This window comes from Rhizorhabdus dicambivorans, assembly GCF_002355275.1.
GTDB classification, from domain to species: domain Bacteria; phylum Pseudomonadota; class Alphaproteobacteria; order Sphingomonadales; family Sphingomonadaceae; genus Rhizorhabdus; species Rhizorhabdus dicambivorans.
On record NZ_CP023449.1, the window covers coordinates 2488785 to 2513005 of the forward strand.

The window sequence follows — 24221 nt, forward strand, 5'->3', positions numbered from 1 at the left end:
TTGCTGGCCTGGTTCGTTAGAGCGCTTCGGCGCCCGAGATGATTTCGACGAGTTCGGTGGTGATCGCGGCCTGGCGGGTCCGGTTGTACTGGATGGTCAGGCGGTTGATCATGTCACCGGCGTTGCGGGTGGCGTTGTCCATCGCGGTCATGCGGCTGCCCTGCTCGGACGCGGCATTCTCCAGCATCGCCCGGAACAGCTGGATCGCCACGTTGCGCGGCAGCAGCTCGGTGAGGATCGCCTCCTCGTCGGGCTCATATTCCACCGCGGCCGACGCCCCCTGGGCGGCGGCGCCCTCGTTGGGAGTCAGCGGAACCGGGATGATCTGCAATTCGGTCGGCTCCTGCACCAGCGCCGACTGGAAGCGGGCGAAGAACAGGTGGGCGACGTCGAACTCGCCTGCCGCATAGCGGGCGATCAGGTCCTCGGACACCTCATGCGCATCGCTGAAGGCGACGTTCTTGATATGGCTCTGATCGACCTGGTGGACGATCTTGCCGGGATAGAGACGGGCGATGACCGCGCGGCCCTTCTTGCCGATCAGGTAGAACTTCACGGTCTTGCCCTCGGCGATGAGGGCGTCGGCGGTCTTGCGCGCCAGGCGGACGATATTGGTGTTGAACGCACCCGCCAGGCCGCGCTCGGAGGTCGCGACCACGAGCAGGTGGACCTGGTCGCTGCCCGTGCCGGCGAGCAGCTTCGGGCTCTGCGGGCCGATCGTCACCTTCGAGGCGAGGCTGGCCATCACCGCGTTCAGGCGCTCCGCATAGGGGCGCCCGGCCTCGGCCGCCTGCTGCGCGCGGCGCAGCTTGGCGGCGGCGACCATCTTCATCGCCTTTGTGATCTTCTGGGTCGACTTCACCGAGGTGATGCGGACCTTCAGGCTCTTCAGACTGGGCATCTACTGTCCGTCTTTCTTCGATGTGCGGCGCCGGATTTATCCGGCGCCGCAAAGAGTTAGGCGAAGGTCTTCACGAAGGCTTCGATGGCGGCCTTGAGCTTGCCCTTGGTGTCGTCCGACAGGTCCTTGGTGTCGCGGATGTCGGCGAGGATCGCGGCGTGCTTGGAACGGAGTTCGCCCAGCAGCGCGGCCTCGAAGCGGACCACCGAGGTAACCGGGAAGGCGTCGAGATAACCGTTCACGCCGGCGAAGATCGACGCCACCTGCTCCTCGAAGGGCAGCGGGTTGAACTGCGGCTGCTTGAGCAGCTCGGTCAGGCGCGCACCGCGGTTGAGCAGCTTCTGGGTCGAGGCGTCGAGGTCCGAACCGAACTGGGCGAAGGCGGCCATTTCGCGATACTGGGCCAGCTCCAGCTTGATCGAGCCGGCGACCTTCTTCATCGCCTTGGTCTGCGCGGCCGAACCGACGCGCGACACCGAGAGGCCGACGTTGATGGCCGGGCGGATGCCCTGGTAGAACAGGTCGGTCTCGAGGAAGATCTGGCCGTCGGTGATCGAGATCACGTTGGTCGGGATGTAGGCCGATACGTCGCCCGCCTGGGTCTCAATGATGGGCAGTGCGGTCAGCGAGCCGTTGCCGTTGGCGTCGTTCATCTTCGCGGCGCGCTCGAGCAGGCGGCTGTGAAGATAGAAGACGTCGCCGGGATAGGCTTCGCGGCCCGGCGGACGGCGCAGCAGCAGCGACATCTGACGATAGGCGACGGCCTGCTTGGAAAGGTCGTCATAGACGATCACGGCGTGCATGCCGTTGTCACGGAAATATTCGCCCATTGCGCAACCGGTATAGGGCGCGAGGAACTGGAGCGGGGCGGGATCCGACGCGGTCGCGGCGACCACGATCGAATATTCCATCGCGCCATTCTCTTCCAGGGTGCGGACCAGCTGGGCGACGGTCGAACGCTTCTGGCCGACCGCGACATAGACGCAGTAGAGCTTCTTCGACTCGTCGGTGCCGGCGTTCGCGCTCTTCTGGTTGATGAAGGTGTCGATCGCGACGGCCGACTTGCCGGTCTGGCGGTCGCCGATGATCAGCTCGCGCTGGCCACGGCCGACCGGCACGAGCGCGTCGAGCGCCTTGAGGCCGGTCTGCACCGGCTCATGCACCGACTTGCGCGGGATGATGCCGGGCGCCTTCACCTCGACGCGGCTGCGCTGGGTGGCGTCGATCGGGCCCTTGCCGTCGATCGGGTTGCCCAGGCCGTCGACCACGCGGCCGAGCAGCCCCTTGCCGACCGGCACGTCCACGATGGTGCCGGTGCGCTTGACGGTGTCGCCTTCCTTGATCTGGGCGTCCGAGCCGAAGATCACGGCGCCGACATTGTCGGCTTCGAGGTTGAGGGCCATGCCCTTGATGCCGTTGGCGAACTCGATCATCTCGCCGGCCTGGACATTGTCGAGGCCGTGGATGCGGGCGATGCCGTCGCCGACCGACAGCACCTGGCCGACTTCGGAGACCTGCGCTTCGCTGCCGAAGCTGGCGATCTGGTCACGGATGACCTTGGAGATTTCTGCGGCGCGGATATCCATGTTCAGCCTTTCATCGCAATCGCGAGGGAGTTCAGTTTGGAGCGGATCGAGCCGTCGATCTGGCGCGAGCCGATCTTGACGATCAGGCCGCCGAGGATGGACGGGTCTACAGTGACGTCGACCGCGACGTCGCGGGCGAGCTGGGTCTTGAGCTTGGCCTTGAGCGCCTTGAGCTGGGTCGCGCTCAGCGGATGCGCCGAGGTTACCTCGGCGGTGGTCTCGCCACGATGGTGGGCGGCGAGCTGGCCGAAGGCGCGGATCACCGCGCCGAGCTGGCCGAGCCGGCGGTTCTGCGCGAGCACGCCGAGGAACTTGGTGGTAAGCGGGTCGACGCCCAGCGCGGCCGCTGCGGCGGCCACCGCCTTCAGCGCGGTCTCGCGCGACACCAGCGGGCTGGTCGTGAGCCGGCGGAAATCCTCCGACTCGGTCAGCGCGCCCTTGAGCGTCTGAAGGCTCGCGGAGACGGCGTCGATCGCCTTCTCGTCACGGGCGAGATCGAACAGGGCGGTCGCATAACGTCCGCTGAGGCTAGCCTGAATACCGCCGGAATTCTCCACGCGCGTCCATTCCCCCAGAGTAGGTTGGGCCATGCGAAAAAGGGGGCGCCGCTAGGCGTCCCCGCATGGTTTCGCGGGCCGGTTAGCAGGGGTGTCCCGATGATGCAAGGCGGTGCGGCCAAAAGATACCGTGTCGTTATAAAGTGGGGCTTTCGACACCGATGACGGAGGATTGGCAGGGTGCTTGGAATCGAAAAGCCGGACCGTCGCCGGCCCGGCTTTCCTCTTCCTCAAATCGGATGCGGCGTCGTTACGCGGCGGCCTTGCTGGGCTCCGCGTCGATCACCGCGCTGGGCTCGACGCCGTCGATCGCGATGCGGCGCGGCTTCTTGTGCTCGGGGATCTCGCGAACTAGCTCGACATTGAGCAGGCCGTTCTCATAGCCCGCGCTCGTCACCTTGATGGTGTCGGCGAGCTGGAAGCGGCGCTCGAACGCCCGCTTGGCGATGCCACGGTGCAGGAATTCGCGCTTGCCATCCTCGGCGGGCTCGCCGGCGCGGCCGATGATGATCAGCATATTGTCCTGGACGGTGACGTCGATCTCGTCGCGGGTGAAGCCGGCGAGGGCCATCTGGATGCGATAGGCGCCGTCACCCGTCTTCTCGATATTGTAGGGCGGGTAGGCGTCGCTGTCGCCGCGCGCGAAGTCGACGAGGCGGTTGAGATTCTCGAAACCGATCGAGGAACGGAGGAGGGGGGCGAAATCGAGAGTGCTACGCATAGTCTGTTTCCTTCAACAAGCGATGTTGACCATGAAGCCCGCGGGTCATCCGCCGGGCCATGCCAGCCGCCCCGAATGGCGACGGCCGACGGATTTCGAGATAGTAAGGCGGTGCGCGGCTTCAAGGGCTTCGTTGACGGATGCGGTTCGCCCGCCTAACCGGGGCCGATGGTCGCCTATCTCGAATTCGAAAAGCCCATCGCGGAGCTCCAGGCCAAGGTCGCCGAGCTTCGCTCCACCGCCGACGCCGGATCGCTCGATATCGAGAGCGAGGTCTCGAAGCTCGAGGCCAAGTCGGAGAAGCTGCTCCGCGACACTTACGGGAAGCTGACGCCCTGGCAGAAGACCCAGGTCGCGCGCCATCCCGAACGGCCGCACTTCAAGGATTATGTCGCGGGTTTCATCAGCGATTTCGTGCCGCTGGCCGGCGACCGCGCCTTTGCCGACGATCAGGCGATCATGGGCGGCCTCGGCCGGCTCGGGGATCGCCGGGTGGTGGTGATCGGCCACGAAAAGGGCAACGATACCGCCTCGCGCATCCGCCACAATTTCGGCATGGCCAAGCCGGAGGGCTATCGCAAGGCGATCCGCCTGATGGAACTGGCCGATCGCTTCGGTCTTCCGGTGGTCAGCCTGGTCGATACGTCGGGCGCCTTTCCCGGCATCCAGGCCGAGGAACGCGGCCAGGCCGAGGCGATCGCCCGCTCGACGGAAGCCTGCCTTGCGCTCGGCGTGCCGATGGTCGCGGCGATCGTCGGCGAGGGCGGTTCGGGCGGCGCCATCGCCGTCGCGGCGGCGAACAAGGTGCTGATGTTCGAGCATGCCGTCTATTCGGTCATCTCGCCGGAGGGCTGCGCCTCGATCCTGTGGCGCACCGGCGACAGGGCGGCCGATGCCGCCGAGGCGATGAAGGTGACCGCTGCCGATCTGGAGAAGCTCGGCGTGGTCGACCGGGTGGTGCCCGAGCCGATCGGCGGCGCGCATCGCGATCCGGCCGCGGCGATCGCCGCCCTGGGTGCGGCGATCGGCCAGGAACTGGACAAGCTGGCCGGCAAGAAGCCCGCCGCGCTGCGCGCTGCGCGGCGGGAGAAGTTCCTGGCGATTGGATGATCGTTACGGTCGGATACGGCGCAATATCCGGATGATCCCGTCGAGATACTGATCTATCACCGCTTCTTCGGCGAAGGGGCGCGCAGATGAGATCATCCTTGGCAATCGCACTGATGTTGGCGGCAAGCTGTCCGATCGTCGGCGAGGCTGCCGCTCCCTCGGGCATGTCGGAAGCGGACAAGCGGGTAGGCGCGGCCTCCCATGCCGACGTCGTCCGGCAATATGGTGGCGCGATGACCGGCCCGGCGGCCGATATGCTGACCCGGGTGGGGCGGCGTGTTGCGGTCGAGGCGCGCCTGTCGCGCACCGGCGACGATTTCACCGTCACCCTGCTCGATACGCCCGAGTTCCAGGCCCTCGCGACCATGGGCGGCTATATCTACGCGACACGAGGGCTGCTCGCGCTGATGAACGACGAGGCCGAACTGGCGGCGGTATTGGGCCATGAGGTCGGCCATGTCGCGAAGCGCCACGTCCGCCTGGGGCAGCAGCGCCAGACGATGTCGAACATCTTCGCGATTTCGATGAGGATCGTCGGCGGAGCGCCGGTGGGCCAGCTGGCCGGCAAGGCGATGGTCGATCTGAACCTGGGATTCGCGCGGGGGGACGAATATGTCGCCGATGATCTCGGCGTGCGCTATCTGGCCGCGGCCGGCTATGATCCTGCCGCCGCCGCAGACGCTTTCGGGGCGATGCAGCGCTATCAGGACAGCATGGCCCGGTTCTCGCTCAGGCAGCCAGGCGAGAAGACCCCCAAGGGTGACCATCCCGAAACCGCCGCGCGCGTCGCCCGTGCCCGGCAGGAGGCGGCGAAGACCGGCAAGCAGGGGCAGGGCGAGCGTAATCGCGCGGCCTATCTCGCCGCGATCGATGGCCTTGCCTATGGCACAAAGGCCGAAGAGGGCTTTTTCGACGGTCATGAATTCAAGCTGCCGCAGCAGCGCATGGCGTTCACCATACCGCCCGACACGCTGGTCACGACCAGCGAGCGTGGCGTGTCGATCACCGCGCGCGGCAGCCAAGCGCAGTTCAGCGAGCAGTGGCTCGAAGGCCCCTTTTCCGGCGCGCCTGATGAGGTGCTCAGCCGAGCGGGCGCGATTCAGCGCTTCCGCATCCAGTCGGCGAAGATCAATGGTCTCGAGGTGCGCTACGCTGCCGGCCTGGGCGAAACGCCAGCGGGGCGGCCGGTGGATATCGACGCCATCGTCTACCGCGATCCCATCCAGCGTCGGATCTACAGCATCACCACATGGGCACCCGAGGGCGCCGGTCTGGGCCCGTTCGCCGCGATGGTCGAAAGCGTGCGATCGATTCCTGCCGGTGAAAGGATCGACCTCCGCCCGCCCCGGTTGAAGATCGTCACCGTCCAGCCCGGAGATACGATCGAGCGGCTCGCCGCGCAGATGGCGGTGCCCGAAGATGGGCTCGCCCAGTTCCTGCTGATCAACGGGCTGGAGCCCGGGGCGGCATTGACGCCCGGCACGTCGGTCAAACTGTTGCAGCGCTGAACTCGATGCGGGGTCGGCGGCTGTCGTAACGGAACCGTTCAGGTCGCAGCTGCTTTATGCACGCGATGGGAGGAATGGTATGAACAAGATCCTGCTGTGGGCCGGCCTGTCGCTATGCGCGGTGCCGCAACTGGCTCTCGCCCAGGTCCAGTCGATTTCGGCCAGCGACAAGAAGGCGGGGGCGGAGGCACATCCCCAACTCGTCCAGCAGTTCGGCGGGGCGATGAAGGGGCCTGCGGCGGACTATGTGACGCGGGTGGGGCGCAAGATCGCGGTCCAGTCTGGCCTGTCCAATTCGGAGCGGGACTTCACCGTCACCCTGCTCGATTCCCCGGTCAACAACGCCTTCGCCATCCCGGGCGGCTATGTCTACGTCACCCGCGGCCTGCTCGCGCTGATGAATGACGAGGCGGAACTGGCCTCGGTGCTGGGCCATGAGGTCGGCCATGTCGCCGCGCGCCACGGCGCCAAGCGCCAGCAGACCGCCACCATCACCCAGGTGCTTGCCGGGGTCATCGGCGCCGTCGCCGGCAATTCGGGGATGGGCAATCTCGTCGGGCGCGGGGCGGGGCTGGGCGCGGACCTGATCACCAAGGGCTTCTCGCGCACCCAGGAATATCAGGCTGACGATCTCGGCGTCCGCTACCTCTCGACGGCGGGCTATGATCCGCTCGCTTCGTCGGACATGCTCGCCATCCTGGGGGCCCAGGAATCGCTGGAGGCCGGCATCGCAGGGCGCAAATCCTCCCTGCCGAGCTGGGCCAGCACCCATCCCAACTCGGCCGACCGCGTGAAGCGCGCGCAGGGCAAGGCGCAGGCGACCGGCAGGGCCGGGAAGGGCAATCGCTCGCGCGATGCCTTGCTGGATGCCGTGGACGGCCTGGTCTGGGGTGATGATCCGGCGAAGGGATTCCTGGAAGGCCAGGAGTTCAAGCTGCCGAGCCAGCGGCTTGCCTTCACCGTGCCGAAGGGGTTCGCGGTCAACAATGCGGACGATGCCGTCACGATCAGCGCGTCGGGCAGCCAGGCCAGTTTTTCCGGCGGACGGATCGGAATGGGCGGGCTCGACGATTATATCGGCCAGGTCTTCTCGTCGCTCGGCGGCAACAGCCGGCCCGGCGACATTCGGGGCGGCCAGGCGAGTGGTGTGGACTTCCGCTACGCCTTCGCCCGGGCCAACAGCAATGCGGGGCAGCTTGACGTCGGCGTGTTCGCCTATCGACCCGACAATGGATCGACCGCCTATCATTTCGTGACGCTGACCCGCGCGGGGCAGGGAATCGGCCCGTTCGAGCCGCTGGTCGAAAGCATGCGCCGCATGACCGCCGCCGAGGCGCAGGGCGTGCGCCCGCTCAAGGTCAAGGTGCTCAAGGTCAAGCCCGGGGAGACCCCCGATACCTTCGCCCGGATGATGGCCTTCCCGGATTCGCCTCTGGATCGCTTCCTGGTTCTCAACGCGCTTGACCGTGGCGCGAAGCTGACTCCCGGCCAGAGGGTGAAGGTGATTGTGCGGAATTAGGAAAGCGTCACCTCGGCGGATTTGGAGCCGATGTCTCTCATCTCTCCCGGATGCCGGGCTGCGGCGGCATGACGGGATTTGGGCTAGCCGCATTCGAGGCCAATGAGAGGATCGGAGAGGCAAGCGCGTGCAGCGCGTCCGAGCTTATTGCGAGGAAAGCCAAGCAGGGCGGATGCCCTGCGCCGGCGCTTGAGGGCAAAACAAACAACGCAAAAGGGCGGCAGGATCGCTCCCGCCGCCCTCGAAGCCAGCCTTAAGCCGTTAAAAGGCTTTGGCTCTTAGCTAGCCTTCATGTTGTTGGAGACGTTGGTGAACGTCTTCTGCAGCTGGTTGCCGAGACTCGTCATCGCGGTGATCGCGGCGACGGCGATGAGGGCGGCGATCAGACCATATTCGATCGCGGTGGCGCCCTTGTTGTTCTTCAGCAGCTTCGCAATGAACTTCATAACTCTTACTCCCACTTCCCGATTGCGGGTGGTGTCTCCGGCCCGGCTGGCCCTTCAACCGTGCGGCCAACATCTGCACCTTAGCGGGGCAGTTACTGTTAATTCGTTAATGCCGCCGGTGCGGCGATAATAAGATCAGAGCGAGGTGACCTTTTCGGCGATATCGTTCCAGCGCGCCTGGACGGAACTGCCCAGCGTCGCGATCGCGCCCATCACGGCAAGGAAAACCAGGGAAAGGATCAGGCCATATTCAACGGCGCTGGCACCTCTCCGGTCGCTGATCAGTGCGCGCAGGCGCGCGCCGCGACGTTCTTTTCTCATCCCACTACCCCGTGTGCGACCGGGCGTCCCCAAATCGCTTTGCTCTGCAGAGACTTATTTCGTACCCGTCGCGGATTAAGAAACCCCTAAGGGCCTCATACCAATGGATAAGGGAAAGCCCCTAATCGTCGTCGCAGCGGCGTTGATCGATGGCGACGGGCGGGTGCTGGTGCAACAAAGGCCGCAAGGCAAGGCCATGGCGGGCCTCTGGGAATTCCCGGGCGGCAAGGTGGAGGAAGACGAGCTTCCCGAGGCCGCGCTGATCCGCGAACTGCGCGAGGAACTGGGCATCGATGTCGAGAAGGCCTGCTTGGCGCCGGCCTGCTTCGCCAGCGAATCGCTGGGTGAGCGGCACATGATCCTGCTCGTCTATATATGCCGCAAATGGCGCGGCATTCCGCAAGCGCTGGAGGCACCGGCGATCAGGTGGGTCCGGCCGCTGGATCTTCACGGCCTGGACATGCCGCCCGCGGACAAGCCGCTGATCGGCCTGCTCGACGCGCTTATCTGATTTCGGCCAAGCCCATGTGCACGCCGCGTATCTTCCCGGCGGCGATGTCGGTCAGCAGGTCCAGCACCGGACCTGGGTCGATCCCCGGCGACAGTTCGAACACCAGTGCCGAACCGCATGGTTCCAGGCGGAGGCGGACGTTGCGGAAGCGTCGGGCAAGCATCTCCAGTGCTTCGGCCTGGCCGGAAAAGACCAGCGCGTCGTCGCCGATCCTTTCCCGGCAAGGCTGGATGCTGGCGGCGGTCCGCTGCGCGGGGCCGGCGATGCCGCCATATACCGCCTGCAATCGCTGCATCCCGTCGAACGCGGCGGTGCGGAGCCGGTCGGCGCCGGGGTCGTTCGACCGGCTGGCGCCCTCTATCACCTGGCGGAGCAAGGAGGCCGCCGCCTCGACGGTGGCGCCGTCGCCGCGTGATCGCGATGGCAGCACCATCAGCTCCGCCATCGGGATCAGCGTGCTCAGGGTGGTGAGCGCTGTCGGCCCCAGGCGGGCGGATCGGATGCGATAGGCCTGCTGATAGGCATCGTCGGCCCAGCGTTGCGGATCGTCAGGATGCGCCAGCCGCTCGACCTCGGCGCGGCGTACCATCGCGGTCGCCACTTCGGGATCGTCGCGGCCCAGTGCCTGTCGATAGGCCTCGATCGCCCGGCCGAAATGGTCGATCGCCCTTGCTGTCATCGCATGTTCCAGCGTCGGAGCGGCGGCGAACAGCCCGATCGCGAAGGCCTCGATCAGATCGGCCCGCGCCCGTCCGTCGCGCGTCGCGGCGATCCGGCGGGCCAGGGCTTGCTCTGCGTCGGTCATCCGGCCGCGCCGGGCGAGATCGACCTCGCGCGCCACCATTCGCACGGCGCGTGCCTGCGTAAGCGGTTCGGGCGTGGCCGCCGGCGCAGGAGGGCAGGCGACCAGGCCCGTTGCGATCGCTGCGAGGATGATCCGGCGACGCGGGCACATGACGCTCAGCCCTCCGGTTTTTCGAAGGCCACGCTGATCTGGAGGGGGACGCTGTCCGGAACCAGCGGGATGCCGTAGCTTACCCCGAAATCGCTGCGCCGGATCGTGGTCGTCGCATCGAAGCCGATGGTCCGCTTGCCCATCATCGTGCCGGCGCCGACGAACACCGCGTCGAGCACCACCGGCCTGGTGATCCCCTTGATCGTCAGGTTGCCGCTGATCCGCGCCCGCTTGCCCGAGGGGCGCACCGACGTCGCCTCGAAACGGGCTGCGGGATATCTGGCTGCGTCGAAGAAATCGGCATTCTTCAGATGCTCGTCCAGCTTGGCGGAGGTGGTGGTGATCCCGCTTATCGGGATATCGATTACCACATTGGCCTTTGCCGGCGCTCTGGGATCGATCGTCATCGATCCGCGCACGTTGCCGAAGATTCCGCGATAGGTGCTGAAGCCGAGGTGGTTGACGGTGAAGGCGACCTGGCTGTGGTCCGGATCGACCGTATAGGTGCCGGCGGCCACCCTCCTCACATCGGCCGTCCCCGGCGGGGCCTTCGGCAAATCCTGGGCCAGGACGACGGATGCACCCAGCGAAAGGGGCAGGGCCAGGGCAAGCGTGGTGCGGTTCATCATCGTCTCCCGACATGAGAAAGGCGGCAGACTAGCGCCTGCCGCCCTCTCAACAACCGCCGGTACCGAAACGTTGCGTTTCGGTATGGCTGACGCCGCTTAGTTCTTCGCCTTGTCGACCAGCTGGTTCTTGCTGATCCAGGGCATCATCGCGCGAAGCTCGGCGCCGACCTTCTCGATCGGGTGCTCCGCGACGAGCTTGCGGCTCGCCTTCAGCTCGGGCTGGCCGGCGCGGTTGTCGAGCACGAAGCGCTTGACGAACTTGCCCTTCTGGATGTCGTCCAGAACGCGCTTCATCTCGGCCTTGGTTTCCGAGGTGATGACGCGCGGGCCGGTGTGGATGTCGCCATATTCGGCGGTGTTGGAGATCGAGTAGCGCATGTTGGCGATGCCGCCCTCATACATCAGGTCGACGATCAGCTTCACCTCGTGGAGGCACTCGAAATAGGCCATCTCAGGGGCGTAGCCCGCCTCGGTCAGCGTCTCGAAGCCGGCCATGATCAGGTGGCTCAGGCCGCCGCAGAGAACGGCCTGCTCGCCGAACAGGTCGGTCTCGCACTCTTCCTTGAAAGTGGTCTCGATCACGCCCGAACGGCCGCCGCCGACCGCCGAGGCGTAGGAGAGGGCCACGTCGTGCGCGTTGCCGCTCGAATCCTGGGCGATCGCGATCAGGCAGGGAACGCCGCCGCCGCGCTGATATTCGGAGCGGACGGTGTGGCCGGGGCCCTTGGGCGCGATCATGAACACGTCGAGGTCGGCGCGCGGCTCGATCAGGCCGAAATGGACGTTCAGGCCATGGGCGAAGGCGAGGGCGGCGCCCTGCTTCATATTGTCCTTCAGGTCGTCATTGTAGATCGCGGCCTGATGCTCGTCGGGCGCCAGGATCATGATGATGTCGGCCCACTTGGCGGCCTCGACGTTCGACAGCACCTTGAAGCCGGCGCCTTCGGCCTTCTTCGCGGTGGCCGAGCCGGGGCGCAGCGCGATCGCGACTTCGGCGACGCCCGAGTCCCGCAGGTTCTGGGCATGGGCATGGCCCTGGCTGCCATAACCGACGATGGCGACCTTCTTGGTCTTGATGAGGCCGATGTCGGCATCACGATCATAATAGACGCGCATGATGTTGCTTCCCTGTGGCGCGGCCGGACATCCGCTTGCGCGAACCGCGGCCTGTTTGAAATCGGTGGTGGCCCCCTAACGGGCGCGGACGCGTCCGTCGAGCCTGCTTTATCCTATGGCGCCTAAAGCGCCTCTTTGCCCCGCACGATCGCGGCGACCCCGGTGCGGGCGACCTCGACCAGCCCTACCTCGCGCATCAGCTCGAGGAACTTGTCTATCTTGTCGCTGCCGCCGGTCACCTCGAAGATGAAGCTGGAGATGGTCGAGTCGACCACGCGGGCGCGATAGACCTCCGCCAGGCGCAGCGCCTCGATGCGGTGGTCCCCGGTGCCCACCACCTTGACCAGCGCCAGCTCGCGTTCGACATGCGGGCCCAGCACCGACAGGTCGGTGACCTTGTGGACCGGCACCAGCCGGTCGAGCTGCGCCACCACCTGCTCGATCACCTCGGGCGTGCCGGTGGTGACGATGGTGATGCGGCTTATCTTCTCGTCCTCGGTGACGTCGGCCACCGTCAGGCTGTCGATATTGTAGCCGCGCGCCGAGAACAGGCCGGCAATCCGGGCGAGGATGCCCGATTCATTGTCCACGGTCACGGACAGCGTGTGCCGCTCGGTGGCTTCCTGGGTGATGTGCATGTGTGTCTCTGCTCTGAAGGGGATGGGGAGGGCGGTGGCGCTCAGACGAGCGCCTTGGCCTCGTCGTCCATCTCGCCGACCACCTCGTCGGGCTCTAGGATCATGTCGGTGTGCGCCGCGCCGCTCGGGATCATCGGGAAGCAGTTGGCGAGCTTCGCCACCTTGCAGTCGACCATCACCGGCCCGTCATGCGCCAGCATCGCGGCGATGCCGGCTTCCAGGTCGGCCGGGTTCTCGATGCAGATGCCCTTCCAGCCATAGGCCTCGGCCAGTTTCACGAAATCGGGAAGCGCGTCGCTGTAGCTTTCCGAATAGCGCCCGGCATAGGTCAGATCCTGCCACTGGCGGACCATGCCCATATATTCGTTATTGAGGATGAAGACCTTCACCGGCAGGCGATATTGGGTCGCCGTGCCGAGTTCCTGGATGTTCATCTGGATCGAGGCTTCGCCGGCGATGTCGATCACCAGCGCCTTGGGATTGCCCAGCTGCGCGCCGATCGCGGCCGGCAGGCCATAGCCCATCGTGCCGAGCCCGCCCGACGTCAGCCATTTGTTGGGCGCGTCGAAGTCGAAATGCTGCGCGGCCCACATCTGGTGCTGGCCCACCTCGGTGGTGATGATCGGCTTCTTGGCATGGGTTGCCTCCCACAGCTTGCGGATCGCGAGCTGGGGCATGATCTCCTTTGTCGAGGCCGGATAGCGCAGCGACTGGCGCGCGCGCCATTCTACGATCCGTTCGAACCAGGGCTTCATGTCTTGCGGGCGGTGCTGGCGCGCCTTCCACAGCTTGATCATGTCCTCGATCGCCCGGCCGACATCGCCGACGATGCCCAGGTCGACCCGCACTGTCTTGTTGATCGACGAGCGGTCGATATCGATGTGGATTTTCTTCGAATGCGGCGCGAAGGCGTCGAGGCGCCCGGTCACGCGATCGTCGAAGCGCGCGCCCAGGCAGACGATCAGGTCGGCCTGGTTCATCGCCATATTGGCTTCGTAGGTGCCGTGCATGCCCAGCATGCCCAGCCATTGCGGATCGGACGCCGGGAAGGCGCCAAGGCCCATCAGCGTGGATGTCACCGGCGCGCCGGTGATACGCGCCAGGTCGCGCAGCAGCTGGCTGGCGATCGGGCCCGAATTGATGATGCCGCCGCCGGTGTAGAGGATCGGCCGTTCGGCCGCCGCTATCATCTCCACCGCCGCCTCGATCAGCGCGGTCTCGGCCTTCACCTGCGGTTTGTAGCCCTTGTGCGGCAGCGCCTGGATGGTCGGCTTGCGATAGGTCGCTGTCGCCACCTGGACGTTCTTGGGCAGGTCGACCACCACCGGGCCGGGGCGGCCCGATGTGGCGATGTGGAACGCTTCATGGATCACGTCGCCCAGCTTGGCCGGATCCTTCACCAGGTAATTATGCTTGGTGCAGTGACGGGTGATGCCCACCGTGTCGCATTCCTGGAAGGCATCGGTGCCGATCAGCGGGGTGCCCACCTGGCCGGTCAGGATCACCAGCGGGATCGAATCCATCAGCGCGTCGGCGATGCCGGTCACCGCATTGGTGGCGCCGGGGCCCGATGTCACCAGCACCACGCCGGGCTTGCCGGTCGAACGGGCATAGCCCTCCGCCGCGTGCACGGCGCCGGCCTCGTGCCGCACCAATATGTGGCGGATGCGCTTCTGCTTGAAGATCGCGTCATAGATCGGAAGGACGGCGCCGCCGGGATAGCCGAAGACGACCTCCACACCCAGGTCGTTCAGCGCCTGGATCAAGATATCGGCCCCACTTATCTCGGCAGTCATGGTCTTTTCCTCTTGTGCGCCGCAGCGCCTGTGTGAAGCGGCGTGCCCTATAGGTAACAAATTATGCTGTCAACGTCTCATTATGTAATTTAATTGCGATAAGACTGGTCGTATTGTCATTGAGTTGCGTCTTGCAGCGACTCCACTCTGCTGGAAGCTGGTGACGAAACCAGGTGTACTGCCGCTTGGCATATTGGCGGGTGGCCGCCTGAGCGCGGGCCATCATCTCGTCGCGGCTGATCAACCCGGCGCGCCAGGCGGCGATTTCCGGCACGCCGATCGCGCGCATCGCCGGCAGCGCGGGGTCCAGGCCGCGCGCGTACAACGCCTCGACCTCTTCGACCGCGCCCTGCTCCAGCATCATCGAGAATCTGGCGTCGCAGCGCGCTCGCAGCCAGTCGCGAGGGGGCAACAGGATTTCGGCTGCGATGCGCACCTCGCTGGCGATTCCACCGGTCAGCTCGCCCTGCCAGTCGGAGAGGGAACGACCCGTCGACCGGATGACCTCCAGCGCGCGCGCGATGCGGGTGGTGTCCTGCGGCCGCAGATGGCCCATCGACGGGTCCTCTGCGGCAAGGGCCGCGTGCGCGGCCTCGACCGGCAGGGCGCGCACCGCGGCGCGGATCTCCGGATCGATCTCGGGTACCGGGGCGATTCCGAAGATCAGGGTGCGCAGATAGAGCCCGGTACCGCCGACCAGGATCGGCAGCCGGCCCGCTGCATGCGCCTTGGCGATCTCGTCGCGGGCATCGGCCGCCCAGTCGGCTGCGCTGCACGCGGTCGCGGCGTCGCGATAGCCGAACAACCGGTGCGGCGCGCGTGCCTCCTCTGCGGCGTCGGGCCGGGCGCTCAGCACCCGCAGGTCGGCATAGACCTGGCTAGCGTCGGCGTTGATGACGATGCCGCCGGTCTTCTCGGCAAGGCGGACCGCCAATGCGGACTTGCCGCTGGCGGTCGGCCCCGCAATAAGCGCGACCGGATTCTTCGACGGAGACTGGCCCTTGTTCATCGCGACGCTGATAGCACCCGACACGCTGTCCGAGGACAATGTTTCGCACGTCGAAGAGGTGCTCAGGACAGCCGGCGCCTCGATCGTCACCCGGAACTGGATCGAGGAGGGGGTGGCCTGCGATATCGAATATGAGGCCGCCTCCTCGCTGAAAAGCTGGGTGGATGGCACCTATTCGGGCTTCGATGTCGTCATCCAGCCCAAGCAGGGCCGCCGCAAGCAGATGCTCGTCGCCGATATGGATTCGACGATGATCACGATCGAATGCATCGACGAGCTTGCCGATTATGCCGGGATCAAGCCGCAGATCGCCGACATCACCGAGCGGGCGATGCGCGGCGAACTCGATTTCGAAGGCGCGCTCGACGCGCGGGTGGCGCTGCTCAAGGGGCTGGACGTTGGCGTGATCGACCGCTGCCACGCGGAACGCGTCGTCATCATGGCCGGCGCTCGCGAACTGGTGCGGACGATGCGCGCCAACGGCGCCGACTGCTATCTGGTCTCGGGCGGCTTCACCGTCTTCGCCGATCGCGTCGCGGAGGAGATCGGCTTCACCAGTGCGCTTTCCAACACGCTGGAATTCGACGATGGCAAGCTGTCGGGCACCGTGGCCCGCCCGATCATCGGCGCGGCGGCCAAGCGCGAGACGCTGCTTGCCGAGGCCCAGGCGCATGGGCTTTCACCCGCGCAATGTCTCGCGGTCGGCGATGGCGCCAACGACATCCCGATGATCGAGGTGGCCGGGCTCGGGGTTGCCTATCGCGCCAAGCCGAAGACGGCCGCTGCCGCCGGGGCCCGGATCGATCATGGCGATCTCACTGCGCTGCTTTATGCGCAGGGATATGCGAGGAAGGATTGGGTGGTCTGACCATCCAGGCCGGAATGAGGATCGAGGGGGGACGATGATCGACGACAAATATGTCCGGCTTTTCTTCAACAGGAATCTGGCCTCGGCGCAGCGCGAAAACGGCTATGCGGCGCGGCGCGAGATTGCCGGCCTGCTGTCCGAATATGGCAAGGACCCCAGGCGCCTCGAGCCGTTCGGCTTCAAGGTGTACAGCCAGGCCGAGGAAGACGGCATCATCGAGGAGATATTCCGGCGGCTGGGCGTCGAGAAGGGCTGGTTCTGCGAGATCGGCGTCCAGAACGGGCTTGAGTGCAACTCGCTCTACCTGATCCACAAGGGGTGGAACGGCGCCTGGATCGAAGGCAATAAGAACCAGCTCGAGCCCATCCAGCAGAAGTTCGGACCGATCATCCCGTCGCGGTTGAAGCTCTGCATCGGCATGGCCACCGTCGAGAGTGTCAACGAACTGCTCGACCGGCTGACCCCCGCCGACCGGGAAATCGACTTCCTGTCGATCGACATCGACGGCAACGACATCCACCTGCTGGAGGCGCTGCGCCGCAGGCCCAAGGTCATCTGCATCGAATATAATGCGAAATTCCCGGCCAATATCGTCAAGCGGCAGGTCTATGACACGCAGCGCTTCTGGAGGGGTACCGATTATTTCGGCGCGAGCCTCAAGGCGCTTGCCGAAGCGGCCGACCGGATGGGCTATGGGCTGGTGGGAACCAACATCACCGGCAGCAACGCCTTCTTCGTGCGCAACGATCTCCTCGGGCAGGACCTGTTCTGCGAGGATCGGTCGGTGGAGCGGCTCTACAATCCGCCGCGCTATTATCTGATCGACGACCATTTCCAGTATATCGGCCATCCCGCCGATTTCGGACCCTATGAGGATCTTGCCTGATCTGGTGGGGAGCGCCCGGTTCGCGGGGCTTCCGCCTGTATCAGCGGCCCCTGGTCATGTCCGAGGCGATGGCCGCCAGCGCGAAGGCGATGGCCGCCTCCGTGCCGTCGAAGCTGATCCGCAGCATGCCCCTGCCGATTTCGCTCACCGTTGCCTGGATCGTGCCCGCATCGGGATGGCGCAGTTCCACCCGGCTACCGAGCGCGGGCGGATCGTCGCTGTCGAGCCGGGCGCCGCGCCCGTCGATGCCGCGCAGCGCCACCGTCCGGCAGCCTTCGTCGCTGATCAGATCGCAGACCGTGCGACGGCGCCAGCGGCTGGCCATCGCGACGGGCCGGTCCAGAACATGCCAATGCCTCATGGCAACCCATTCGCTACATACTATCCGGGTGATTTTCCCGCATAGTCACCAACATAGGGTTAATGCCGCCTTAGAGCCTGATCGGTTGAGGGAGGAAACGCTCCGCGCTTCCACCAGAGGCGTGGATCAGGGCGCGACCGGGAAACATGCGGTCCCGGCCGTCGACTTCACCGCCGCGCAGGCTTCGTTCGCTGCGGCGCGGGAACCCAGCGGACCCGCCTGCAGACGGGTGAGATTGCCCACCGGGATATAGGTCGGGCTCAGCGCCTTCAGCCCGGCGCGCGCCGAGAGGCTGGTCCACGCATTGCGGGCGGCATCGCTGCTCGAAAAGGCGCCGAGCTGGATTTTCCAGCCGCCCCCCGCCGAAGCGCTGATCGTGGCGGCCGGCTTGGGAGCTGGCTTCGGCGCCGCCGGCCGGGCCGCTGCTGGCGCCGGCGTAGCGGCGGCGGGCGCGGTGCTTGGCGCCTTCCATGGCTGGATCGGCTGCGCCTGGGCCATCTCGGCGGGGGCGGGAGCGGGCGGAGGCGAAGAGGCCGGCACCGCAACCTGGCCGACCGGCTGCGGCGTGCGGGCATTGCGCATCGTCAACGGCGCGTTCGGGCCGGGCGTGTCGCTGGCCCTGAGCTGCTCGGTGCGCTCCATCTCGCGGGCCAGCGCCAGCCCGGCCTGGCGCTGCTGCTCGGGAACGAGCTGGTCCATCTGGGTCAGGCTGGTGGTCGCGGCGCCGATGCCGGCGGCCTTGGCGCGGGTCATCAGCGCATAGGCGCGTGCCCAGTCCTTGGGCAGGGAATCGCCATTGAAATAAGCCGTCCCGACGACATATTGCGCGCGCGCCTCACCCTGGTCGGCGGCTTTCTTCAGCCAGATCATCGCTTCGTCGCGCTGGCCGCTCTGGAACAATTGCAGGCCCAGCGTCGCCTGCGCCTGCTCATGGCCCGCGGCGGCGGCCTTTCGATACCAGTCCATCGCCACCGCCTGGTCGGCGGGCACGCCCCGGCCGAGCTTGTAGGCCTGGCCCAGGTTGAACTGCGCATCGGGTTCGCCGGCGGCGGCGGGGCCGCGCCATTCGGCCACGGCCTTGGGGAAGTCGCCCGCCATCCAGGCGTCGACCCCGGCTTTCACATCGGCCAGCGCCGGCGTCGCGGCAGCCAGCACCACCAGCGCACAACCCGCGAAAAAGCTCTTCATACTTCACTGCCCCCAAGTCCGGCATGATTTACAGTGTGATAGCGCGATCGCCCGGATTGGCGATAGTCCTAACTGAATCGATTGATCATCACGGCCATTAACCATTGCTTAGCAGCGCCGGTGGCACCTTCGCCCGCGAGGGGCGCGAGCCCCATGGGGAAAGGGTATGCGATGAACAAGCGCTTGATCGGCCTGGCGGCGGGTGCTGCTTTGCTGGCATTGTTGCCCGGCGCCTTGCAGGCGGCCGCGCCGGAACTGCGCGAGAGCATGACGCCCGCCGCGCAGAAGCGTGCCGATCGCCTGCTCGCCGACGCGCGCGAAGCGCTTGCCCGGGGCGCCCCCGCCGCCGCCGTCCGCCAGGCGGAGGCCGCCGTCGCGATCCGTCCGCTCGATGCCCAGGCGCGCGCTCTGCTGGGCCGCGCCTATCTGGCCGCGGGCCGCTTCCAGTCGGCCGAGACCGCGCTGGGCGACGCCCTGACCCTCGATCCATCGCTTGGCCGCGCCGCCGTCGGCCGGGCGCTCGCGCAGATCGCGCTGGGCAAGCCAGATGCCGCCAGGGCCACGCTCGATGCGGCGCCGGACAGCGGAGCGGATGCCGATATCGGCTTGGCCTTCGCGCTGATGGGTGATCTCGACCGGGCGCGCGAAACGCTGCTCGCGGCCGCGCGCGAACCGGGGGCCGATGCGCGCACCCGTCAGAATCTTGCACTTGCCTATGCGCTGGAAGGGCGCTGGAACGACGCCGCCACCATCGCCGCCCAGGATGTTCCGGCCGAGCTGGTCGCCGATCGCCTGCGCCGCTGGGCGATGGTCGCGCAGTTGAGGAATGATCCGGCGATGCAGGTCGGCACGCTGCTCGGTGCGCTGCCCGCCGTCGATGGCGGGTTGCCGGCCGAGCTGGCCCTTGCGCTTCCCATCCCGGAGAAATTGCCCGCCGAGCCGCTGATGCTGGCCCAGGCCGCGCCCTTCGAACTGGTGCCGTCACTGCCCTTCGTCGTTCCCGCCGTGCAGGTGGAGGCGAAGGCCGTCGTCACCCAGACCAATCTCGCTCCGCCCTCGCTGACCCAGCTGGTTTCGGCGCCAGCGGCAGCCAGCGTGGCGGAAACAGCGGCGCCCCCGGTGCTGGCCATGGCCGAGCCGTCGGAACCTGTCGCCTGGGCGGGGCCGCCGCGCATGCGCAAGGCGCGGATCGTCGAGGTCAAGCCGCCCAAGCCGGCCAGCCGGCCAGTGGTGGCGGTGCGGGCACTGAGGATCGAATCGCGCATGACCGCTCCCAAGCCGGCCCTGCTCGTCGCGCGGACGACCCTCAGGCCGCTGCCCGCCGCCGCGCGCGGCTGGTCGGTGCAGCTCGGGGCTTTCAGTTCGGCGGGCCGCACCGAGGTTGCGTGGAGCAAGCTCAATGCCCGCGTCAGCTTCCTCAGCGGCCATGTGCCGACCGGATCGAAGGTCAGGCGCGGCAAGGCGCTGTTCCATCGCCTCTCGATCGGTGGGCTTCCCAGCCGCGCCGATGCTGTCAGCCTGTGCCTGAAGGTGCGGGAGGCCGGCGGCGCCTGCTTCGTACGCCGCAGTTCGGGGGACCAGCCGTTGACCTGGGCGCTGCGCGCGAAGGCCGGCGAACCGGTCTGACCCTTTTTAGCCCAGGGCGACGCCGCCCTTGATCGTCCGCAGCACCTTGCCCTGCACGGGCAGGCCGTCGAACGGCGTGTTGCCGGCGCGTGAGGCCATGTGATCCGAATCGATCCTCCACGGTGCCTCGGGATCGAACAGCAGCAGATCGGCCTCGGCGCCCACCATCAGCGAACCGCCGGGCAGGCCCAGCAGCCGCGCCGGGGCGGCCGATAGAAGCTCGATCAGCCGGGGCAGGGTGATGACGCCGTCGCGGACCAAGGCGAGCGACAGGGTCAGCAGCGTCTCGGCACCCGACATGCCTGCCTCCGCATCGGCGAAGGGCAGGCGCTTGGCCTCCGGCCCCTGTGGGTCGTGGCTCGAACAGATCAGGTCGATCGTCCCGTCGGCGATGGCGGCGAGCGCCGCCTGGCGGTCGTCCTCGCCCCGCAGGGGCGGCGACAGGCGGGCGAAGGTGCGGAAGCCGCCCACCGCGACGTCGGACAACAGCAGGTGCGCCGGGCTGATCCCGCAGCTTACCGGCAGGCCGCGCTTCTTCGCGTCGCGCACCAGATCGAAGGCGCGCGCGGTCGACAGCTGGCGGAAATGCAGCCGTGCGCCGGTCTCCTCGACCAGCATCAGGTCGCGCGCCACCGCCATCGCCTCGGCGATCGCGGGGGCGGCGGGCAGGCCCATGCGGGTGGCGTACTCGCCCTCGGTCGCGACCGCGCCCACGGTGACGCCGCCATCCTCGGCATGAGTGACGACGGTCAGACCAAGCGATCCGGCATAGGCCAGCACCCGCCGCATCACCCCCGAATCGGCGATCCAGTCGCGCCCGGTGGCGACCGCGCAGGCGCCGACCGCCTTCATCAGGCCGATCTCGGCCAGTTCCTTGCCTTCCAGGCCCTTGGTCGCGGCGGCGAGCGGGTGGATCCAGACGTCGGGCTTTCCGGCGGCGGCGGCGTGCTGGGCCAACGCCGCATGGTCGAGCGGAGGCGACTGGTCCGGCATCAGCACCGCGCGGGTGATGCCGCCGGCGGTGAAGGCCGCCATGTCGATCGCGAAGATGCCGAGATCGATGAGGCCCGGCGCCAGATGCGCGCCCTTGGCGTCGATCGTCTCGATATCCGAGGGGATGTCAAAGCTGCCGACGGCGGCGATGTGGCGGTCGCGCACCAGCACGCCGCCCTGCGTCACCGTGCCGGCGGCGGGATCGACGATCCGCGCGTTGAGGATGGCGAGCGATCCGGTCATGCCCAGCCCTCCACGCCGCGCCGCTTGCGGGTCAGGACGTCGAGGCAGGCCATGCGGACCGCGACACCCATCTCCACCTGTTCGGTGATCGCCGATCGATCGGGATGGTCGGCCACTTCGCTGGTGATCTCCACGCCCCGGTTCATCGGGCCGGGATGCATCACCAGCGCGTCGGGCGCTGCCCGCTCCAGCCGTTCCATGGTCAGCCCGTAGAGCGCGTGGAACTCACGGGGGGAGGGGAGATAGGCGCCGTCCATCCGCTCGTTCTGCAGGCGGAGCATCATCACCACGTCGGCGCCTTCGATCCCCTTGTCGAAATCGTGGAACGGGATCGCGCCCAGCCGCTCGATCGCCGTTGGCATCAGTGTCGGTGGGGCGACGACGCGCACTTCGGCGCCCAGCGCGGTGAGCGCCAGGATGTTCGATCGGGCGACGCGGCTGTGCAGGATGTCTCCGCAGATCGCGACCGTGAGCCCGCCGATCCTGCCCTTGCGGCGGCGGATCGTCAGCGCGTCGAGCAGCGCCTGGGTCGGGTGTTCGTGGCGGCCGTCGCCCGCGTTGAGCACAGGGCAGTCCACCTTGTCGGCGATCAGCTGCACCGCGCCCGAGGACTGGTGGCGGATCACGATCATGTCGGCGCGCATCGCGTTGAGCGTCACCGCAGTGTCGATCAGCGTCTCGCCCTTCTTCACGCTCGACTGGCCGACCGCCATGTTGACCACATCGGCGCCGAGCCGCTTGCCCGCGATCTCGAACGACAGCAGCGTGCGTGTCGAGTTCTCGAAGAAGGCGTTGATCAGTGTCAGGCCCGACAGGCGATCGTCATGCTTCGTCGTCGCACGGTTGAGCGTGATCCATTGCTCGGCCTCGTCGAGCAGGAACAATATCTCGTGCGGCTGAAGCCCGTAGATGCCGGTCAGGTGGCGGTGCGGGAATGGAGCGGACATTAAAGCCGCGCTTTAGGGCAGGGCGCGGGGAAGCTCAAGCGGGCTGGAAGACTTCTCCACAAGATCGTCGCCCCGGCGGAGATCAGATCATCGCGTCGATCGCGCCCTGCAATATGTAGGCCGCCGCCAGCTTGTCGACCAGTTCGGCTCGCCGCGCCCGGCTCGCATCCGCGTCGAGCAGGGTGCGGGTCACGGCCTGGGTCGACCAGCGTTCGTCCCACAGCAGGATCGGCAGGCCGAAGCCCTCGACGTTGCGGGCGAAAGCGCGGACCGACTGGGTGCGTGGAGAATCGCTGCCGTCGAGGTTCAGCGGCAGGCCGATCACCAGACCCTTCACCGCCTGCGCCGCCACCAGCGCGCGCAATTTCGCCGCGTCGACGCTGAACTTGCCGCGCTGGATCGTTTCGGCCGGGCTGGCGATGGTCCAGCCCGCGTCGCACAACGCGATTCCGATCGTCTTGGTGCCCACGTCGAGCCCCGCCAGCCGCCCCCGATCCGGCAGCGCGTCGCGATAATCGAGGGTCGAGGTGCAGATCACTTGTTCAGGAAGGCCTTTGCGCGCGCTTCGGCATCGGCGCGGATATTGCCCCAGAACAGCGCATAGTCGAAGACATGGTAATTGTTGCCGGGCATGACGAAGCGGTCGAAGCCCCTGGGCGGCCTGCCGATCATCAGCAGTCCCGAAGGGTCGCAGCGCGCCGCGATGACGCCCGGCTTCAGTTCGGCGCCCATGAAATCGGATGTCGGCATCAGCGCGCCCAGGTTCGCCGCAGGTAGCGCGGCCGTGGCCGGCGCGCCGGTCAGCGGGTTGACGCACAGCATCGGTGTACCGCGCCGGGGAGCGCCGGTGAGACCCGCGGAGGCGTCATATATCTCGCGGATCGTCCTCGGCTCGGCCGGCTCGGCGAAGCTCTGCCAGGACAGGATGCAGTTCGCCTGGCGCGGATCGCCGCAGGCTGGCAGGCCGAGCGCGGGAATGTCGGCGGTCGTGGAGATCGGCCAGCCGACCAGATAGGACGCCACGATCCGCTGGGCGAGCGGCTTGCCCGCGATCTTTTCCTGCATCAGCCGCATCAGGTGGAGCGTGCCCTGGCTATGCCCCGCAAGCAGGATCGGGCGCGAGGCGGGGATCTGCGCCAGGAAGGCGTCGAATGCGCGCGCCACGTCGCCATAGGCCAGATCGAGCGCCTTGGGCGCATCGGACCCCTGGCTCAGGAAGGCGCCGAGCGCCGCCGAGCGGTAGCGCGGCGCCCAGACGGCCCCCGTCCGGTTGAACGCGCTGGCCTCGCTCCATCCGAAAACGCGCAGCCATTTGCGCGATTCGGCATCGTCCAGCGCGGTGTTCCAGCTCGCCCTGCCATAATAGGTGGTCGGCGGAACGTAGAACACTGCGATCTCGCGCTTTGCCGCCGACGGTTTTTCACCGGCCGGAAGCCAGCGGGCGGGATCGTCGGGCAGGTCGGGCCGCGACAGCCAGGAACCCGGCCGGCCATAGTCGGGCGGCGGCCCGGCACCGTTCGGATCGAAGCGCACGCTGGGAACGAAGGCGAGGCGGACCAACTGGTCCTGGAACAGGTTCCAGCCGATCCCGGCGGCCAATGTCAGCACGATCAACCCCGCGATGATGTAGAGGAAACGGCGAGCGAGCAATGAAGGCTCCGATTTGTGCAGTGCAACATAAGCTGGCGATGAGGGCAAGTGCGTAGCGGGCAATCGTGGCTGCGTCGAATCCCCTGTCGTCGCTCCCGGCCTCTCTCGGGGCGACGCAAGCTTTTAGCGCCATCCC

25 protein-coding genes are annotated in these 24221 nt (G+C 67.0%); 7 read left to right on the top strand and 18 right to left on the bottom strand.

The features are described 5' to 3' along the window. Nucleotides 1-16: 16 nt before the first annotated feature. From CMV14_RS11845 to CMV14_RS11860, 4 genes are all read right to left on the bottom strand, one after another. A complete protein-coding gene (locus tag CMV14_RS11845) occupies nucleotides 17-901 on the bottom strand; it encodes a F0F1 ATP synthase subunit gamma (protein ID WP_066959088.1) in 885 nt (294 codons plus the stop codon). A 56-nt stretch (nucleotides 902-957) separates the two neighbouring features. Further along, nucleotides 958-2487 carry a F0F1 ATP synthase subunit alpha gene (gene atpA, locus CMV14_RS11850; RefSeq protein ID WP_066959089.1) on the bottom strand — a complete coding sequence of 510 codons (1530 nt, stop codon included), beginning with the start codon at nucleotides 2485-2487 and terminating at the stop codon, nucleotides 958-960. Between the two features lie 2 nt (nucleotides 2488-2489). Continuing rightward, nucleotides 2490-3044: a F0F1 ATP synthase subunit delta gene (locus CMV14_RS11855; RefSeq protein ID WP_066959090.1), complete on the bottom strand. Its 555-nt coding sequence runs from the start codon at nucleotides 3042-3044 to the stop codon at nucleotides 2490-2492. A gap of 250 nt (nucleotides 3045-3294) precedes the next feature. Then, entirely contained in the window at nucleotides 3295-3765 is a 471-nt protein-coding gene (locus CMV14_RS11860; protein ID WP_066959091.1) for an Hsp20 family protein, read from the bottom strand. A 168-nt stretch (nucleotides 3766-3933) separates the two neighbouring features. On the opposite strand from CMV14_RS11860, the gene CMV14_RS11865 reads away from it, so the two are divergent. The 3 genes from CMV14_RS11865 (at nucleotide 3934) to CMV14_RS11875 (ending at nucleotide 7902) form a co-directional block, all read left to right on the top strand. After that, nucleotides 3934-4875 carry an acetyl-CoA carboxylase carboxyltransferase subunit alpha gene (locus tag CMV14_RS11865; protein ID WP_066959092.1) on the top strand — a complete coding sequence of 314 codons (942 nt, stop codon included), beginning with the start codon at nucleotides 3934-3936 and terminating at the stop codon, nucleotides 4873-4875. Nucleotides 4876-4961: 86 nt separating this feature from the next. Then, a complete protein-coding gene (locus CMV14_RS11870; RefSeq protein ID WP_066959093.1) occupies nucleotides 4962-6383 on the top strand; it encodes a M48 family metalloprotease in 1422 nt (473 codons plus the stop codon). A gap of 79 nt (nucleotides 6384-6462) precedes the next feature. Then, nucleotides 6463-7902, top strand: a complete 1440-nt coding sequence (locus tag CMV14_RS11875; RefSeq protein WP_066959094.1) for a M48 family metalloprotease — start codon at nucleotides 6463-6465, stop codon at nucleotides 7900-7902. 278 nt (nucleotides 7903-8180) lie between these two features. Here the strand turns inward: CMV14_RS11875 and CMV14_RS11880 are convergent, their stop codons facing one another. Both CMV14_RS11880 and CMV14_RS11885 read right to left on the bottom strand, forming a co-directional pair. Then, a complete protein-coding gene (locus CMV14_RS11880) occupies nucleotides 8181-8348 on the bottom strand; it encodes a Flp family type IVb pilin (RefSeq protein ID WP_066959095.1) in 168 nt (55 codons plus the stop codon). A 135-nt stretch (nucleotides 8349-8483) separates the two neighbouring features. Continuing rightward, complete coding sequence (locus CMV14_RS11885) at nucleotides 8484-8669, bottom strand: Flp family type IVb pilin (protein WP_066959096.1); 186 nt, start codon at nucleotides 8667-8669, stop codon at nucleotides 8484-8486. A gap of 103 nt (nucleotides 8670-8772) precedes the next feature. Here CMV14_RS11885 and CMV14_RS11890 point away from each other — a divergent pair, with 103 nt between their 5' ends. Beyond that, nucleotides 8773-9180 carry a (deoxy)nucleoside triphosphate pyrophosphohydrolase gene (locus CMV14_RS11890; protein WP_066959097.1) on the top strand — a complete coding sequence of 136 codons (408 nt, stop codon included), beginning with the start codon at nucleotides 8773-8775 and terminating at the stop codon, nucleotides 9178-9180. Here the strand turns inward: CMV14_RS11890 and CMV14_RS11895 are convergent. From CMV14_RS11895 to miaA, 6 genes are all read right to left on the bottom strand, one after another. Then, the gene (locus CMV14_RS11895) at nucleotides 9173-10135 is read right to left on the bottom strand and encodes a hypothetical protein (protein ID WP_066959098.1); all 963 of its coding nucleotides are present in this window, start codon (nucleotides 10133-10135) and stop codon (nucleotides 9173-9175) included. The two genes, CMV14_RS11890 and CMV14_RS11895, sit on opposite strands and share 8 nt — an antisense overlap. Before the next feature lie 5 nt (nucleotides 10136-10140). After that, nucleotides 10141-10761: a YceI family protein gene (locus CMV14_RS11900; protein WP_066959326.1), complete on the bottom strand. Its 621-nt coding sequence runs from the start codon at nucleotides 10759-10761 to the stop codon at nucleotides 10141-10143. Nucleotides 10762-10860: 99 nt separating this feature from the next. Beyond that, on the bottom strand, nucleotides 10861-11880 hold the full coding sequence (ilvC, locus tag CMV14_RS11905) for a ketol-acid reductoisomerase (protein WP_066959099.1): 1020 nt from the start codon (nucleotides 11878-11880) through the stop codon (nucleotides 10861-10863). A 122-nt stretch (nucleotides 11881-12002) separates the two neighbouring features. Beyond that, nucleotides 12003-12518: an acetolactate synthase small subunit gene (gene ilvN, locus CMV14_RS11910; RefSeq protein ID WP_066959100.1), complete on the bottom strand. Its 516-nt coding sequence runs from the start codon at nucleotides 12516-12518 to the stop codon at nucleotides 12003-12005. 41 nt (nucleotides 12519-12559) lie between these two features. Further along, on the bottom strand, nucleotides 12560-14314 hold the full coding sequence (locus CMV14_RS11915) for an acetolactate synthase 3 large subunit (protein WP_066959101.1): 1755 nt from the start codon (nucleotides 14312-14314) through the stop codon (nucleotides 12560-12562). 61 nt (nucleotides 14315-14375) lie between these two features. Beyond that, entirely contained in the window at nucleotides 14376-15323 is a 948-nt protein-coding gene (gene miaA / locus CMV14_RS11920) for a tRNA (adenosine(37)-N6)-dimethylallyltransferase MiaA (RefSeq protein ID WP_066959102.1), read from the bottom strand. Here miaA and serB point away from each other — a divergent pair. After that, nucleotides 15316-16191 (top strand): phosphoserine phosphatase SerB, encoded by an 876-nt coding sequence (serB, locus tag CMV14_RS11925; RefSeq protein ID WP_066959103.1) that lies wholly within the window; start codon nucleotides 15316-15318, stop codon nucleotides 16189-16191. The two genes, miaA and serB, sit on opposite strands and share 8 nt — an antisense overlap. Nucleotides 16192-16225: 34 nt before the next feature. Beyond that, the gene (locus tag CMV14_RS11930) at nucleotides 16226-17077 is read left to right on the top strand and encodes a hypothetical protein (RefSeq protein ID WP_066959104.1); all 852 of its coding nucleotides are present in this window, start codon (nucleotides 16226-16228) and stop codon (nucleotides 17075-17077) included. A 40-nt stretch (nucleotides 17078-17117) separates the two neighbouring features. Here CMV14_RS11930 and CMV14_RS11935 read toward each other — a convergent pair whose 3' ends face one another. Continuing rightward, complete coding sequence (locus CMV14_RS11935; RefSeq protein ID WP_238147273.1) at nucleotides 17118-17438, bottom strand: hypothetical protein; 321 nt, start codon at nucleotides 17436-17438, stop codon at nucleotides 17118-17120. Nucleotides 17439-17564: 126 nt separating this feature from the next. Next, nucleotides 17565-18626 carry an SPOR domain-containing protein gene (locus tag CMV14_RS11940; protein ID WP_066959105.1) on the bottom strand — a complete coding sequence of 354 codons (1062 nt, stop codon included), beginning with the start codon at nucleotides 18624-18626 and terminating at the stop codon, nucleotides 17565-17567. A gap of 171 nt (nucleotides 18627-18797) precedes the next feature. Between CMV14_RS11940 and CMV14_RS11945 the strand changes: the two genes are divergently transcribed. Continuing rightward, nucleotides 18798-20252 (top strand): SPOR domain-containing protein, encoded by a 1455-nt coding sequence (locus tag CMV14_RS11945; RefSeq protein ID WP_066959106.1) that lies wholly within the window; start codon nucleotides 18798-18800, stop codon nucleotides 20250-20252. Nucleotides 20253-20258: 6 nt separating this feature from the next. Here the strand turns inward: CMV14_RS11945 and CMV14_RS11950 are convergent, their stop codons facing one another. The 4 genes from CMV14_RS11950 to CMV14_RS11965 form a co-directional block, all read right to left on the bottom strand. Then, nucleotides 20259-21488, bottom strand: a complete 1230-nt coding sequence (locus CMV14_RS11950; protein WP_066959107.1) for a dihydroorotase — start codon at nucleotides 21486-21488, stop codon at nucleotides 20259-20261. Then, nucleotides 21485-22435, bottom strand: a complete 951-nt coding sequence (locus CMV14_RS11955) for an aspartate carbamoyltransferase catalytic subunit (RefSeq protein ID WP_066959108.1) — start codon at nucleotides 22433-22435, stop codon at nucleotides 21485-21487. The genes CMV14_RS11950 and CMV14_RS11955 overlap by 4 nt, the downstream gene beginning before the upstream one ends. Nucleotides 22436-22517: 82 nt before the next feature. Then, nucleotides 22518-22973: a Holliday junction resolvase RuvX gene (gene ruvX, locus CMV14_RS11960; RefSeq protein ID WP_066959109.1), complete on the bottom strand. Its 456-nt coding sequence runs from the start codon at nucleotides 22971-22973 to the stop codon at nucleotides 22518-22520. After that, nucleotides 22970-24085: a DUF3089 domain-containing protein gene (locus CMV14_RS11965; protein ID WP_066959110.1), complete on the bottom strand. Its 1116-nt coding sequence runs from the start codon at nucleotides 24083-24085 to the stop codon at nucleotides 22970-22972. The genes ruvX and CMV14_RS11965 overlap by 4 nt, the downstream gene beginning before the upstream one ends. Nucleotides 24086-24221 lie beyond the last annotated feature (136 nt).